Source organism: Sphingomonas bacterium (assembly GCF_028289855.1).
Lineage (GTDB): Bacteria > Pseudomonadota > Alphaproteobacteria > Sphingomonadales > Sphingomonadaceae > Sphingomonas.
Window position 1 is genome coordinate 16,862 of the sequence record NZ_JAQGKZ010000063.1, and the last position, 13,985, is coordinate 30,846.

At 66.4% G+C, this 13,985-nt stretch carries 13 protein-coding genes; 12 read left to right on the forward strand and 1 reads right to left on the reverse strand.

Translation table 11 applies throughout. The features are described from left to right. The first annotated feature begins 64 nt into the window (after positions 1–64). The 4 genes from pnuC to JWM94_RS07285 all read left to right on the forward strand — a co-directional run bounded on the left by pnuC (position 65) and on the right by JWM94_RS07285 (position 3,882). Positions 65–670 carry a nicotinamide riboside transporter PnuC gene (gene pnuC / locus JWM94_RS07270; RefSeq protein WP_299424320.1) on the forward strand — a complete coding sequence of 202 codons (606 nt, stop codon included), beginning with the start codon at positions 65–67 and terminating at the stop codon, positions 668–670. After that, entirely contained in the window at positions 667–1,200 is a 534-nt protein-coding gene (locus JWM94_RS07275; RefSeq protein ID WP_299424322.1) for an AAA family ATPase, read from the forward strand. Before pnuC ends, JWM94_RS07275 begins: the two co-directional genes overlap by 4 nt. 44 nt (positions 1,201–1,244) lie before the next feature. Next, positions 1,245–3,056 carry a translation elongation factor 4 gene (gene lepA, locus JWM94_RS07280; RefSeq protein ID WP_299424324.1) on the forward strand — a complete coding sequence of 604 codons (1,812 nt, stop codon included), beginning with the start codon at positions 1,245–1,247 and terminating at the stop codon, positions 3,054–3,056. A gap of 280 nt (positions 3,057–3,336) precedes the next feature. Then, a complete protein-coding gene (locus JWM94_RS07285; RefSeq protein WP_299424325.1) occupies positions 3,337–3,882 on the forward strand; it encodes a hypothetical protein in 546 nt (181 codons plus the stop codon). A gap of 177 nt (positions 3,883–4,059) precedes the next feature. On the opposite strand, the gene JWM94_RS07290 is transcribed toward JWM94_RS07285, so the two are convergent. Next, entirely contained in the window at positions 4,060–5,058 is a 999-nt protein-coding gene (locus tag JWM94_RS07290) for a hypothetical protein (RefSeq protein WP_299424327.1), read from the reverse strand. Between the two features lie 108 nt (positions 5,059–5,166). On the opposite strand from JWM94_RS07290, the gene JWM94_RS07295 reads away from it, so the two are divergent. The 8 genes from JWM94_RS07295 to JWM94_RS07330 form a co-directional block, all read left to right on the forward strand. Continuing rightward, the gene (locus JWM94_RS07295; RefSeq protein WP_299424329.1) at positions 5,167–5,841 is read left to right on the forward strand and encodes a spermidine synthase; all 675 of its coding nucleotides are present in this window, start codon (positions 5,167–5,169) and stop codon (positions 5,839–5,841) included. Between the two features lie 71 nt (positions 5,842–5,912). Then, positions 5,913–6,668 carry a DUF2334 domain-containing protein gene (locus JWM94_RS07300; RefSeq protein ID WP_299424331.1) on the forward strand — a complete coding sequence of 252 codons (756 nt, stop codon included), beginning with the start codon at positions 5,913–5,915 and terminating at the stop codon, positions 6,666–6,668. A 43-nt stretch (positions 6,669–6,711) separates the two neighbouring features. Continuing rightward, positions 6,712–7,656, forward strand: a complete 945-nt coding sequence (locus JWM94_RS07305; RefSeq protein ID WP_299424333.1) for a hypothetical protein — start codon at positions 6,712–6,714, stop codon at positions 7,654–7,656. Further along, entirely contained in the window at positions 7,656–8,828 is a 1,173-nt protein-coding gene (locus JWM94_RS07310; protein ID WP_299424336.1) for a glycosyltransferase, read from the forward strand. Before JWM94_RS07305 ends, JWM94_RS07310 begins: the two co-directional genes overlap by 1 nt. Before the next feature lie 54 nt (positions 8,829–8,882). Beyond that, positions 8,883–12,290: a glycosyltransferase gene (locus JWM94_RS07315; protein ID WP_299424338.1), complete on the forward strand. Its 3,408-nt coding sequence runs from the start codon at positions 8,883–8,885 to the stop codon at positions 12,288–12,290. A gap of 21 nt (positions 12,291–12,311) precedes the next feature. After that, positions 12,312–13,085 (forward strand): molybdate ABC transporter substrate-binding protein, encoded by a 774-nt coding sequence (gene modA / locus JWM94_RS07320; RefSeq protein WP_299424342.1) that lies wholly within the window; start codon positions 12,312–12,314, stop codon positions 13,083–13,085. Next, complete coding sequence (gene modB / locus JWM94_RS07325) at positions 13,082–13,756, forward strand: molybdate ABC transporter permease subunit (protein WP_299424350.1); 675 nt, start codon at positions 13,082–13,084, stop codon at positions 13,754–13,756. Before modA ends, modB begins: the two co-directional genes overlap by 4 nt. Next, on the forward strand, positions 13,746–13,985 hold a 240-nt coding region (locus tag JWM94_RS07330), incomplete at its 3' end, for an ATP-binding cassette domain-containing protein (RefSeq protein WP_299424344.1). The genes modB and JWM94_RS07330, both read left to right, overlap by 11 nt.

The following is a 13,985-nucleotide window of genomic DNA, read 5'->3' on the forward strand; positions in this document are numbered from 1 at the left end:
AAAATAGGCGATTTTCGTCATCCGCGCTCGACCGTGCGAGGAAACTATTGCTATCGGACGCGCCATGACATCGTTCGATATCGTCCGCCAATTCCTGAGCGAGATGTCGCCGGTCGAAGGCATCGCGGCGGTGTTGATAGCGATCAACGTCTGGCTGGTCGCTCGGCGCAGCATCTGGAACTACGCGTTCGGTATCGTCGGGGTGGCGATCTACGGCTGGGTATTCTTCGGCGCGAAGCTCTACAGCGACATGTTGCTCCAGTTCTTCTTCTTGGTCGTGCAATGTTACGGTTTGCAGCAATGGCGACGCTCGCAGGTCGAATCGGGCGAGGTTGTGGTTGAGCGGCTCGGCAATCGCGAACGGTTTGTGGGGCTCGCCGGGATCGTCGCCGCTGTCGTAGTCTGGGGCTCGCTGATGCATCGCTTCACCGATGCGTCGTTGCCGTGGTGGGACGCCAGCGTGGCGATGACTAGCGTGTCCGCGCAGATTCTGATGTCGGTGCGCAAGCTGGAGAATTGGTGGCTGTGGATCGTCGCCAATATCCTATCGATCGGGCTTTACGCTGCAAAGGGCCTGTGGATTACGACCGGTCTGTACGTATTTTTGCTTGGGCTGGCGATTTGGGGACTGGTGCGCTGGCAGTCGGCCCGGCATGAAGCGAGCGCATGAAGCTCCGCTCGATCTGCCTGCACGGCCCCGAAAGCACCGGCAAATCGACCATGGCGCCCGAGCTCGCGCGGCATTTCGGGTCGGCGTGCGTGGTCGAATATGGCCGCACCTACACCGAGGCGTTCGGCACCGGCTGGACGATGGCGGATCTGGTCGCGATCGCGCAGGCGCACGATGCGCAGACGCGGTCCGCCATCGCCAGCGGCCGCACGCCCGTCATCCTCGACACCGACCCGTTGATGACCGAGGTTTGGGCCGAGATGCTCTACGGCAAGCATGACCCGTGGTTCGACGGCTGGACCGGGACCGCCGATCTCTACCTGCTGTTCGATATCGACTTGCCCTGGGTCGAGGACGGCACCCGCATGTTCGGCAGCGCCGAACGGCGCCAGCGCTTCTTCGATCTGTCGAAGCAAGTGCTCGAGCGCCGCGGGGTGCGCTGGGCGATGGTCAGCGGGCAGGGCGAGGATCGCTACTTGACCGCACTCCGCGCCATTCTCGGCACCGAGAATGCGATGGCCGGCGCCTGACCCCCTTTTGCGTTTGGGGTACGCCCTGCTAGGGCCGCGCGATCATGACCACGCCGCTTTCGCACATCCGCAACTTTTCGATCATCGCGCACATCGACCATGGCAAGTCGACGCTCGCCGACCGGCTGATCCAGGCGACCGGTGGCCTCACCGCGCGGGAAATGTCCGAGCAAGTCCTTGATAACATGGACATTGAGAAGGAGCGCGGGATCACGATCAAGGCGCAGACGGTGCGCCTGTCCTACACCGCGCACGACGGCGAGACCTACGTCCTCAACCTGATGGACACGCCGGGGCATGTCGACTTCGCGTACGAGGTCTCGCGCTCGCTGGCCGCGTGCGAAGGCGCGCTGCTCGTCGTGGACGCCGCGCAGGGGGTTGAGGCGCAGACGCTGGCCAACGTCTATCAGTCGATCGAGCACGACCATGAGATCGTCCCCGTCATCAACAAGATCGATCTGCCCGCCGCCGAGCCCGAGAAGGTCCGCGCCGAGATCGAGGAAGTGATCGGCCTCGACGCCTCCGACGCCGTCCTGACCAGCGCCAAATCGGGCATCGGCATCCCCGACGTGCTGGAGGCGATCGTCAAACGCATCCCGCCACCCAAGGGCGATCCGCAAGCCCCGCTCAAGGCGATGCTGGTCGATAGCTGGTACGACCCGTATCTCGGCGTCGTCATCCTGATCCGCGTGATCGACGGCAAGCTGCGCAAGGGCCAGCAGATCAAGTTCATGCAGACCGGCACGCTGCACCTGGTCGACCGCGTCGGCTGCTTCCGCCCCAAGATCGAGCAGCTCGACGAGCTCGGCACCGGCGAGATCGGCTTCATCACCGCGCAGATCAAGGAAGTCGCGCAGACTCGCGTCGGCGACACGATCACCGACGCCAAACGCCCCGCCGCCGAGGCGCTGCCCGGGTTCAAGCTCGTCCAGCCGGTGGTGTTCTGCGGGTTGTTCCCGGTCGACGCCGCCGATTTCGAGAAACTGCGCGAGAGCATCTCCAAGCTGCGCCTCAACGACGCCAGCTTCAGCTTCGAGATGGAGACCAGCGCCGCGCTCGGCTTCGGCTTCCGCTGCGGGTTTCTGGGACTCCTCCACCTCGAGATCATCCAGGAGCGGCTGACCCGCGAATACGACCTCGACCTGATCACCACCGCACCGTCGGTCGTGTACCAGATCGAGCTGACTCACGGCGCCGGGCATATCGAACTCCACAACCCCGCCGACATGCCCGAGCCCAACAAGATCGAGAGCATTGCCGAGCCGTGGATCGAGGCGACGATCTATTGCCCCGACGAATATCTCGGCAGCATCCTGAAGCTGTGCCAGGACCGCCGCGGCATCCAGAAGAACCTGACCTATGTCGGCGGCCGCGCGCAAGTGACGTACGAACTGCCGCTCAACGAAGTGGTGTTCGATTTCTACGACCGGCTCAAATCGCTGTCGAAAGGCTATGCGAGCTTCGACTATCACCAGATCGGGTACCGCGAGGGCGATCTGGTCAAGATGGGCATCCTGGTCAACGAGGAGCCGGTCGATGCGCTGAGCATGATCGTCCATCGCGGCACCGCGGAAGTGCGCGGGCGCGGCATGGTCGAGCGGCTGAAGGAACTGATCCCGCGCCATCTGTTCAAGATCCCGATCCAGGCGGCGATCGGCGGCAAGGTGATCGCGCGCGAGACGATCAGCGCGATGCGCAAGGACGTGACCGCGAAATGCTATGGCGGCGACGCGACGCGCAAGCGCAAGCTGCTGGACAAGCAGAAGAAGGGCAAGGCGAAGATGCGCGAATATGGGAGCGTTAGTATTCCGCAGGAGGCGTTTATCGCGGCGCTCAGGATGGGGGATGAGAGCTGAGGCTTTTCGTCAATCCGGATGATGGCAGGCGCAAAGATTCAGCAAAGCCGCGGTACGGCTTTGCTGGCGTCGCCGGGAGGCAAGAATATGGTAGCTCGAGCATCCCGCAGGAGGTTTTATTGCGGCGCTGAGGATGGGGAGGGGTAAGGCCTAAGCGCCGTATTTGGTTTATAGTTTTCGCCGGCAATCTTGTGGTATTGGAACTAACCGACGCAGTGTCTTGGGCGTCCTGGGAGGGTATATCGCTCCCTAGAGGCGAAGTGGGAAAGGGGAGCGCTGCATGGAATTGGCGACCTTTTTGTCGCTGGTGAAGGCCTCGACGGATTTGGCTAAAGCGTCGAAACAAATCTCGTCCGAGAGTCCTGAAGACCTTCACGCTAAGATCACCCACCACATCAAAACGATTGAGGTGTGGAGCAGCCGAATTCAAACGTTAGGCATGCTAGTTCCCCTGTCGACCACGGACGCAACAATTCCGCTCCTGATGAATTCGACGCCGCGAACTTTCACCATCAATAATTTGACGCCAAACCTGAGCGAAGCCGACATCCTCGCCGACAGCAATAATTATATTGTCCTTGGGGATCCTGGATCTGGCAAAACTACCACGGTCAAGCGACTTGTTCGTAAAGTTTTATATGAAGCGCCGTCGTCCCAAAACGACAAGGTCAACTTTCCCGTGCGCATTATCGCACGCGAGCTCGAACGAGGTCATTCACTTTATCGTGCGATCGCGGATATCCGCTATTTTGCACTGGACTACGATATGAAGTTTACGTGGTGTTCTGCGGAGGGAGAAATGATAGAAGGGCCATTACCTTTTTAATAGAAGTACAGTAAGCGCTGGGGCATCACAGTCATTTCTCTTCGGTCGGCTTTATTTAGGTAGATCGTCGCGCAGAGTTCATTTGCGGGATTAGTCCGCTCCCCAAAGCAGCCTCGTTGATCGACACGGGCCGGTTCGCCGGCCGGTCGTCGGCCGGGCGCGGGGCTGGTGCGCCTTCTAAGCTCCGCTTAGGCGGCGGCCCCGCGCCTTAAACGCCGCCCAAGCCTCCTCGGTCGCCGCCGCCTCCCACTCGCGTTGCGCCTCGGCGATCCGCGCCTCCGCCGCGCGTTGCGCCGTGTCGCGTTCCTTGAAGGTCGCGCCGCCGCCGATGTTCGTGCGCGCGCATTCGCGCCGATGGAGCGGGAGCGCGGGGCGCGGGGGTTCGCCGGCGGCGGCCCACACCTTGCGGCGAATCTGGTCGAGGTCGATGCTGATCTGGCTCGATTCGAGCTGGACGGGGGCGGCCATCGGGCTGGTCGGGGGCATCTGGGTCCATAGGTCGATCATCTCCATCGTCTTGCCCGCGCAATCGAGGATCAGCTCGATATGCGTCAATTGGCGCAGCGTGAAGTCGGCGGCGACGATCTGGCCGGTCAGGCGGAGGTGGCGTTCGGACCGCACCTTGGCTTCGTAGCGCTTGAAGATTTCGGCGGTGGTCTTGTCCTCCCCGCTCTCCGCCTGATGGCGTTTGACGGCAGCGACCGCCTTGCACACCGGGCAATTCGCCGCCGCCTCGCGCGCGATCGTGTCCGGGTTGCGCGTACCGCGCGGCAGGGCGCCACCGTATTGGTGGGGCATGTGGTGCTTGAGCACGAACATCAGCAGCCGGTCGTTGTACCAGCGCTTCTCCCCCACCTGGACGCCGTTGTGGAAGATCGGCACGGGCACGCCGTCGCGCGCGCGGTCGATCGCGATGTCGGACAGGCTTTGCACGCCGTGGTCGAGCGCCGCCGCCCAGGCCGCGCGGAAGCTGTCGGCGGCGGGCTGCATCCGCATCTGGTACGCGCCTTCCTTCGCCATGTTGACGCGCGCCGCAGCGGAGGTGACCGATCCGGTCTCCGCCAGCGCCGCGATGAAGGCGCGCTGGCGCTCGGCGGTCCAGCCGTCGTGGCGGTAGCGGCGCGGGACCGGGGTGAAATCGGGGATCGGTCGATCGGTGGGTGTGCGGTTCTTCATGATTCGCGAATATAACCAAATGGGTTTCTTGTAGGAAAGCGGAATTTTTCGGGTGCTGTACGTGCCGCGGCCGGGCCGCTATCCGCCGGGGATGGACACGGCCCCGTCATGACCCCGCGCGAACTGATCGACGTCGCGCGCATTCCGGGCGGCAACGACGAGCTGCGGCTGTTCCGGCGCGGGGGCGATTTCATGATCGTGCTCGACCGCAACGAATTGATGAACAGCCGGATGAGCGGATCGGAGGAAGCGCTCGCCGAGATGACTGCCGAGCGGATGCCGGGCCGCACCGCACCGCACTGGCTGATCGGCGGGTACGGGATGGGGTTCACGTTGCGCGCCGCGCTGGCGGTGCTGGGCGACACGGCGCGCGTGACGGTGGCTGAGCTGGTGCCCGAGATCATCGACTGGGCGCGCGGGCCGATGGCGGCGCTGGCGGCGGGGTGCCTCGACGATACCCGCGTGTCGGTGGTGCGCGACGACGTCGCCCGGCTGATCGACGATGCGCGCGGCGACTATGACGCGATCCTGCTCGACGTCGATAACGGCCCCGACGGGCTGACCCGCGCGAGCAACGGGCGGCTCTATTCGGCGCGCGGGCTCGATGCGGCGCGCGCCGCGCTGACCCCCGGCGGGGTGCTGGCGATCTGGTCGGCGGCGCCCGACCCGCGCTTTGCCCGGCGGCTCGGCGATGCCGGGTTCGCGGTCGACGAGGTCGTGGTGCGGGCGCGCAGCAACGGCAAGGGGCCGCGCCACGTCATCTGGTTCGCGACCAGGCGCTAGCGATCTGCCGCTTGCGGACGGCCCGAAACGGGCCTAGCGGCGCGCATTCTCGATCCTACATCATCGGTGCCATGGCTCGCTCCGCCTCCCTGCTCGTGTCGATCCACGACGTGTCGCCCAAGTTCGAGGGTCAAGTCGATCGCCTCGCCGAGCTGGTGTCGCGCGACATGGCGACGCCGGCCTACGCCATGCTCGTCGTGCCCGATCATTGGGGCGATGCGCCGATCGTCGCGGGATCGCCGTTCGCCTCGCGGCTGCGCGCGTGGTCGGACGCCGGGGTCGACATGTTCGTCCATGGCTGGTTCCACCTCGACCGCAGCGAGCACAGCGGCGCGCTGGCCAGGTTCAAGGCGAAGCGGATGACGGCGGGGGAGGGCGAGTTTCTCGGGCTCGACCGTGCGACGGCGCGCGCGCGAATGGCCGATGGGCGCAAGCTGGTCGAGGATATCGTCGGGCGGGCCGCGACGGGGTTCATCGCGCCGGCGTGGCTGTACGGCGACGGCGCGATGCGCGCGCTGACCGACGAAGGCTTCGCGCTGGCCGAGGATCATATGAAGGTGTGGCGGCCTGGCACCGGCGAAGTGGTGGCGCGTGGACCGGTCATCACCTGGGCCAGCCGCAGCAAGTGGCGGATCGCCTCTTCGCTCGCCGTCGCGGCGGCGGCGCGGGCGGCACTGCCACGAAAAGCGTGGATGCGGCTTGCCGTTCATCCTGGAGACACCAATGTACCGGCACTGACCGACAGCATAGCGCGGACGGTCGCCAGCCTGTCGCGCGGGGCGCGTTTTGCCCGGTATCGCGAGCTCTTGCCGGCCACGGGGGCGTGAACGGTCAATCGCAACGGGGAAGAAGGCGAAGGTAGCGACCCGCATGAACGACGCGACTCGGACCGCACGCGGAATGGAGGCCGTTGCGGTTGCCGATTGGGCGAAAGGCGCGGGGGATCGCGTCGCGTCGCCCTGGCTCCGCTGGGCGGGGCCGATCCTCTCGATCGCGATCATTATTGCCGTCGCCGACGCGCTGGGCCGGCGCGACCTGGTTGCGTTGTGGCATATGACGCCGGCGACTCCGGTCTTCTGGATCGGAATGGTCGTGTTCCTGTCGATCCAACCTGTCGCCGATTTCCTGATCTTTCGCGGGCTGTGGCCGTTGCCGCTGGCAGGGCTGGCGGCGCTGTTCCGCAAATCGGCGTCGAACGAATTGCTGTTCGGCTATTCGGGCGAACTGCAATTCTATCTGTGGGCGCGGCGGCACGCGCCGATCCCGGGATCGCCGTTCGGCGCGGTGCGCGACGTGGCGGTGCTGTCGGCGCTGGCCGGCAACATCGTGACGATCGCGCTGCTGCTGGCGGCGATCGCACTGCCCGGCGATCTCGCGTTCGGGTCGATGGGGCATTCGGTGATGTGGTCGGCGATCGTCCTGGTCGGGTCGTCGATGGCGATCATGCTGTTCCGCCGCCGCCTGCTCGCGGTACCGCGTGAGCAGTTCTGGCGGATCGGCGCGATCCATCTCGCGCGCTCGATCGCGATGACGCTGATGATCGGGCTGCTATGGGCGATGGTCGTGCCGAGCGTGTCGCCCGGCTGGTGGCTGCTGCTCGCCGCCGCGCGCCAGTTCGTCACGCGGCTCCCGTTTCTGCCAAACAAGGATCTGGTGTTCGCAGGGCTGGCGGCGGAGATGCTCAAGGCGGTGCCCAACGTCGCCGAGACGGTGGCGCTGGTCGCCGGGGTGATCTTCGCCGGACAAGTGCTGATCGGCGCGACGCTGGCGCTCGCCGACCTCTCCCGCGAGGCAATGGCGGGGGAGGCGCGCTGATGCGGATCGTCGATGTCTGTGCGTTCTACACGCCGGCCGGCGGCGGTGTGCGCACCTATGTCGAGCGCAAGCTGAAGGCGGGGCCGGCGGCAGGGCACGAGATCGTCATCCTGGCGCCGGGCGCCGAGGATGCGGTGACCGAGGTCGCGCCGGGTGCGATCCTCGCGACGATCGCCGCACCCGAATTCCCGCTCGACCGCAACTACCGCTATTTCGACGACGAGGCCCGGCTCCACGCCGCGCTCGACCGGTGGCGGCCCGATCTGGTCGAGGTCGCGTCGCCGTGGACAAGCGCGGCGATGGTCGGGCGCTGGCAGGGGTCGGCGCCGCGATCGCTGATCATGCATTGCGATTTCCTGTCGGCCTATCCGTATCGCTGGCTGCAGGGGCTGTTCTCGATCGAAACGATCGACCGGCGGATGGATTGGTACTGGCGCCATTTGCGGCGGCTCAACCGGCAGTTCGATTTCGTGGTGAGCGCGAGCGACGATTTGACCCAGCGGCTTCGTGCGGGCGGGGTCGACAAGGCGCGGACGATCCAGATGGGGGTGGAGCCGGGCATCTTCTCGCCCACACATCGCGATCCCGCCGTGCGCGCCGCGCTGTTGACGCAGTGCGGGCTGGGCGAGGACGCAACGCTGCTGATCGGGCTTGGCCGGATGGCGCCGGAGAAACGCTGGCCGATGGTCTGCGAAGCGGTACTCGCGGCGGGGTCGAGCCATGCGGCCGGGCTGGTGCTGTTCGGTGCGGGACGCGATCGTGCGCGGATCGTCCGTGCCGCGTTGGGATCGCCGCATATCGTCGTCGCGCCGCCGGTCGCCGACCGCGCCGAGCTCGCGACGATGCTCGCCAGCAGCGATGCGCTGATCCATGGCTGCGAGGCGGAAACCTATTGCATGGTCGCGGCCGAGGGTGCGGCGAGCGGGTTGCCGCTGATCGTGCCCGACCGCGGCGGGGCGAGCGATCATTACCGCGCCGGTTGCGGCGCGCACTATGCCGCGTGCGACGTGCGCGACATGGCGCGCGTGCTGACCGATTTCCTCGCCGGCGACCCCGCCGCGCATCGCGCGCTGAGCAGCGCGCGCGCCGCGTCGGTGCGCACGATGGATTCGCATTTCGACGACATGTTCGCGCTCTATGCCGGTACGGTGTTCCGGCAAGCTGCCGCATAACGGCATGACACGCCCGCTTGTCGGCGACGGCGCGCGGTGCCACGGCATCGTGCGATGAAGCTTCCTGACAGCCCCGTCTTCTACGACCCCTCGGGCCGCCGCCGCCGCCGGTTCGCGCTGGGCGTTGCGGCGTTCGTGGCGTTGTTGCTGATCGCGGCGGGATTGTTCGCGGCGTCGATCGGGCTCGTCCCCGTGCAGCCGTTGCTGGCGGTCGCCAACGAGCGCGGGCCGCAGGCGATGGCGCCGCCGCACGACACGCTGCTCAAGCGGACCGGCCGGACGATCGACTGGTATGGGCGGCGGCTGACCGGCGAAACGCGCGCCAGGACCGCGAAGGACGCCGGCAACGTGCCGCTCGCGATCGGCTTTCATACGCCATGGGAAAAGGAAAGCGGCGACTCGCTCCGCCGCCATATCGACGATCTCGACTGGGTGATCCCCGGCTGGGTGCAGGTGACCGGCCCCGACCATCACCTGACGTTCGACGACGACCCGGTCGGGCGCCAGGTCATCAACGAGGCGACGCGCCGCCCGCTGATCCTGCCGATGATCCAGAACGCGTTGAATTCGAAATGGGACGTGCCCGGTACGGTCGCGCTGTTTCACGATCCGCGCTCGCGCAAGGCGTTCCTCGATCAGCTGGAGCCGTGGCTGCTCGCCAATCACGCCGGCGGCGCGTTCTTCGATTTCGAACAATTGCCGCCCTCGTCGCAGGCAGATTACCGCGCGTTTCTGAGCGAAGCCAATGCGCGGTTCGACAAGCACAATTGGCTGATCGCGGTGGCGGTGCCGGTCGGCGAATCGGCGTGGAACGTGCCGGCCTATGCCAGCATCGTCGATCGCGTGTTCCTGATGGCGTACGACGAGCACGAGACGACGAGCGACCCCGGCCCGGTCGCATCGCAGCAATGGTTCGCGCGGTCGATCGCCGATGCGGCGCGCGGCGTGCCGGCGTCGAAGCTGGTCGTGGCGATCGGCAATTACGGATATGACTGGACGCTCGGCAGCAAGGATCCCGCCGCTAACAATGCGGTGACGGTCGAGGAAGCGTGGCAGGCCGCGCGCGATTCGGACGCGATGCCGGTATTCGACAAGACGAGCGGCAATTCAGGGTTCGCCTACGAAGAAGATGACGGCAGCAAGCATGTCGTCTGGTTCCTCGACGCAGCTTCCGCGTACAACCAGATCGCCTTTCTGCATCGCGCGGGAATCGGCGGCATCGCGCTGTGGCGTCTCGGCGCGGAGGATCCCGGCCTGTGGTCGATCTTCGGGCGGTCGCACGCGCAATTGCCGGCGGCGTCGGTGATCGAGCCGGTGGCCAACGGTACCAACGTCCAGTTCGAAGGACGCGGCGAAATCCTCAGGATCGCCGCGACGCCGGCCGCCGGGCACCGCCGCGTAAGCGTGGCGAAGGACGGCACCATCACGGGCGTCGCGTTCGACACATTGCCGAGCCAATATCTGATCCGCCGCGACGGTTATCGCCCGAAAGAGGTCGCATTGACGTTCGACGACGGGCCCGACCCCGACTGGACGCCGCCGATCCTCGACGTGCTCAAGAAATACCGGGTGTCGGCGACCTTTTTCATTGTCGGCGAGAATGCGCTGACCGAGCGCCATTTGCTCGAACGCATCGTTGCCGAGGGGCACGAGGTCGGCAGCCATACCTACACGCATCCCAATCTGGCCGGGGCATCGGCGACCGATACCGATATCGAGCTGAACGCGACGCAGCGGCTGTTCCAGGCGTTCACCGGGCGGTCGCTGAAGCTGTTTCGCGCGCCCTATTTCGGCGACGCCGAGCCGACCACCAGCGACGAACTCGGGCCCGTGGAACGCGCGCAGCAGCATGGCTATATCTCGGTCGGGCTGCACGTCGATGCCGAGGACTGGCAGCGGCCCGGCGTCCAGGCGATCGTCGACAATGTCGTGAACGGCGTGCTGAAGAACGACACCGGCTGCGAAAATGGCGACGACAGCGCGTGCAGCCACAACATCGTCCTGCTCCACGACGCCGGCGGCGACCGCGCGCAGACGGTGGAGGCGTTGCCGATCATCATCGAGCGTCTTCGCGCGTTGGGCTACAGCTTTGTCCCCGTCTCGCAGCTTGCCGGCCTGTCGCGCGACCAGGCGATGCCGCCGATCTCGGCTGGCGACAGGCGGGCGGCGGAAGTGGACTTGTTCCTGTTCGGCACGCTCGGCGCGATCGTCATCACGCTGGGCTGGCTGTTCGCGTTCGCGATCTCGATCGGCATCCTGCGCGCTCTCCTGCTGTCGGCGCTGGCGCTGATTCAGGCGCGACGCGAGCTGCGCACGGTGTTCCCGGCGATCGACCCGGACCGCTTCGTCACGGTGATCATCCCGGCGTTCAACGAGGAGGCGGTGATCGAGCGATCGGTGCGCACCGTGCTGGCCTCGACCGACGTCCGGATCGAAGTGATCGTGGTCGATGACGGGTCGATGGACCGCACCGGGGAGATCGTCGCCGCCGCGTTCGCCGACGATCCGCGCGTGCGGTTGATCGGCCTTGAGAATGGCGGCAAGGCGCGCGCGCTCAATCAGGGCCTGGCGCTGGCGGGCGGCGAGATCGTCATCGCGCTCGACGCCGATACCCAGTTCGAGCCGACAACGATCGCGCGGCTCGCGCGCTGGTTCGCCGACCCCAGGATCGGCGCGGTGGCGGGCAATGCCAAGGTCGGCAACCGCGTCAACCTCGTCACGCGCTGGCAGGCGCTCGAATATATCACCGCGCAGAACCTCGAACGCCGCGCGCTGTCGAGCCTGAACGCGATGATGGTCGTGCCCGGCGCGGTCGGCGCGTGGCGGCTGGCCGCGATCCGCGAGGTCGGCGGCTATCCGCACGACACACTGGCCGAGGACCAGGACCTGACCATCGCGATCCAGCGCGCGGGCTGGCAGGTCACCTACGACCAATATGCCGTCGCCTGGACCGAGAGCCCGGAGACATTCCGAGGGCTCGCCAAGCAACGCTTCCGCTGGGCGTACGGTACGCTGCAATGCCTGTGGAAGCACGGGCGTATCATGACCACCGGGCGACCGCGTGGGCTGGCGTGGATCGGCGTGCCGCAAGCGATCCTTTTTCAGGTTTTTCTTGCCGCGATCAGCCCGATCATCGATCTGGCCCTGATCGTCAGCATCCTGACCACATGGCTCGCGATCGAGGAACACGGCTGGGCGCAGACCCAGACCAGCGTCGACAAGATGCTGGCCTATTGGCTGATCTTCACCGCGATCGATCTGTTGTCGGCGATCGTCGCTTTCGCGCTCGAACGGCGCGCGAAATGGCGGTTGCTCTGGCTGCTGATCCCGCAACGCATCGGGTATCGCCAGATCATGTATTACGTCGTGCTCAAGGCGCTCACCCAGGCATTGCGCGGGCCGAGCGTGGGGTGGGGGAAGCTGCAACGCACGGGGCGAGTGACGGCGCTAGGCCGCCGGTAGGGCGCGGTGTATGCGCGACACATGATCGATTTTACGCGCCGTTTGCTGATCGCGGGATTCGCAACGCTCGCCTTGGGCGCCGCGCCCGCGCCTAACGCGCCTTTGGTGCTGGCCGCCGCCAGCCTCCAGGAATCGCTCGACGCCGCTGCCGATCAATGGGCAAAGGCGGGGCATCCGCGTCCGGTGATCTCGTTCGCCGCTTCGTCCGCGCTGGCACGACAGATTCAGGCTGGGGCGCCGGCCGATCTGTTCGTATCGGCGGACGAGGAATGGATGGATGCGTTGACGGCGAAGCGGCTGATCGCGGCGGGGACGCGCGCCGATCTGGTCGGCAACCGGCTGGTCGTGGTCGAGCCGGCGGGGCGGCGGACAGCGATCCCGCTCAGCGGCGCGAAGCTGGCGCGCGTGCTTGGCGCGGGGCCGTTGGCGATGGCGGATCCTGACAGCGTGCCGGCGGGCAAATACGGCAAGGCCGCGCTGACCAAATTGGGTGCGTGGAACGCGGTCGCGCCGCATGTCGTGCGCGCGGAGAATGTGCGTGCCGCGCTGGCACTGGTCGAGCGTGGCGCGGCACCGTTCGGGATCGTCTATCTGACCGATGCCCGCGCGTCGTCGAAGGTTCGGGTTGCCGGCGTCTTCCCGCAATCGAGTCATCCTCCGATCGTCTATCCAATGGCGCGCCTCGCCGGATCGGCCAACCCGGAAGGCGAGGGGTTCCGCCGTTTCCTGCTTTCGTCGAGCGGCCGCGCGATCTTCGCGCGGTTCGGCTTCACGGTGCCGGGGAGGCCGCGCTGACTCCCGAGGAAGTTCAGATCGTCGCGCTGTCGCTCAAGGTCGGGCTGGTCGCTACGCTGGCGATGCTCCCGCTCGCGTTCGCGCTGGCGTGGTTCTTGGCCCGCGCCAAAGTACCTGGCAAGATCCTGATCGAGGCGATCGTCTATCTCCCGCTGGTGGTACCGCCGGTTGTAACCGGCTGGATGTTGCTGCTCGCCTTCGCACCGTCGGGGCCGTTCGGCACGCTGAGCTATGGCGTGCTGTTCAAATGGACCGGCGCGGCGATCGCGGCGGGGGTGATGGCGCTGCCGTTGATGGTGCGCGCGATGCGGCTGTCGATCGAGGCGGTCGATCGGCGGCTGGAGGGCGCGGCGCGAACGCTGGGGGCAGGGCGCTGGCGCGTGTTCTGCACGATCACACTGCCGCTCAGCTTGCCGGGCATACTTGCAGGGACCGTGCTCGGCTTCGCGCGCTCGCTCGGCGAGTTCGGCGCGACAATTACCTTCGTTTCCAACGTGCCGGGGCAGACGCGGACGCTGCCGCTGGCGATCTACGCCGCTCTACAGCGCCCGGACGGCGATGCCATCGCGCTCCGGCTGTCGGCGCTGTCGGTGCTGATCGCGCTCGCCGCGCTGGTCGCGTCCGAACTGCTTGCGCGGCGGATGCGCGCGGGGATGATCCATGGCGTTTGACCTCGACCTGACCAAGCGGCTCGGCGAGGTCGACGTCGCTCTCCGCGTCGAGACGGGGGAGGGTGTCACCGTGCTGTTCGGCCCGTCGGGGGTCGGCAAGACCAGCGTGCTCAACATGGTCGCGGGGCTGCTGCGGCCCGACCGCGGGCACGTCCGGGTCGGCGGCATCACGCTGTTCGACGACAGTAATGACGTGCCGGTCCACCGCCGCCGCGCCGGCTACGTATTC

Excerpts from the sequence above, each read along its gene's own strand:
- pnuC (WP_299424320.1), top strand. The coding sequence starts at position 65 with ATGACATCGTTCGATATCGTCCGCCAATTCCTGAGCGAGATGTCGCCG.
- JWM94_RS07275 (WP_299424322.1), top strand. The coding sequence starts at position 667 with ATGAAGCTCCGCTCGATCTGCCTGCACGGCCCCGAAAGCACCGGCAAA.
- lepA (WP_299424324.1), top strand. The coding sequence starts at position 1,245 with ATGACCACGCCGCTTTCGCACATCCGCAACTTTTCGATCATCGCGCAC.
- JWM94_RS07285 (WP_299424325.1), top strand. The coding sequence starts at position 3,337 with ATGGAATTGGCGACCTTTTTGTCGCTGGTGAAGGCCTCGACGGATTTG.
- JWM94_RS07290 (WP_299424327.1), bottom strand. The coding sequence starts at position 5,058 with ATGAAGAACCGCACACCCACCGATCGACCGATCCCCGATTTCACCCCG.
- JWM94_RS07295 (WP_299424329.1), top strand. The coding sequence starts at position 5,167 with ATGACCCCGCGCGAACTGATCGACGTCGCGCGCATTCCGGGCGGCAAC.
- JWM94_RS07300 (WP_299424331.1), top strand. The coding sequence starts at position 5,913 with ATGGCTCGCTCCGCCTCCCTGCTCGTGTCGATCCACGACGTGTCGCCC.
- JWM94_RS07305 (WP_299424333.1), top strand. The coding sequence starts at position 6,712 with ATGAACGACGCGACTCGGACCGCACGCGGAATGGAGGCCGTTGCGGTT.
- JWM94_RS07310 (WP_299424336.1), top strand. The coding sequence starts at position 7,656 with ATGCGGATCGTCGATGTCTGTGCGTTCTACACGCCGGCCGGCGGCGGT.
- JWM94_RS07315 (WP_299424338.1), top strand. The coding sequence starts at position 8,883 with ATGAAGCTTCCTGACAGCCCCGTCTTCTACGACCCCTCGGGCCGCCGC.
- modA (WP_299424342.1), top strand. The coding sequence starts at position 12,312 with ATGATCGATTTTACGCGCCGTTTGCTGATCGCGGGATTCGCAACGCTC.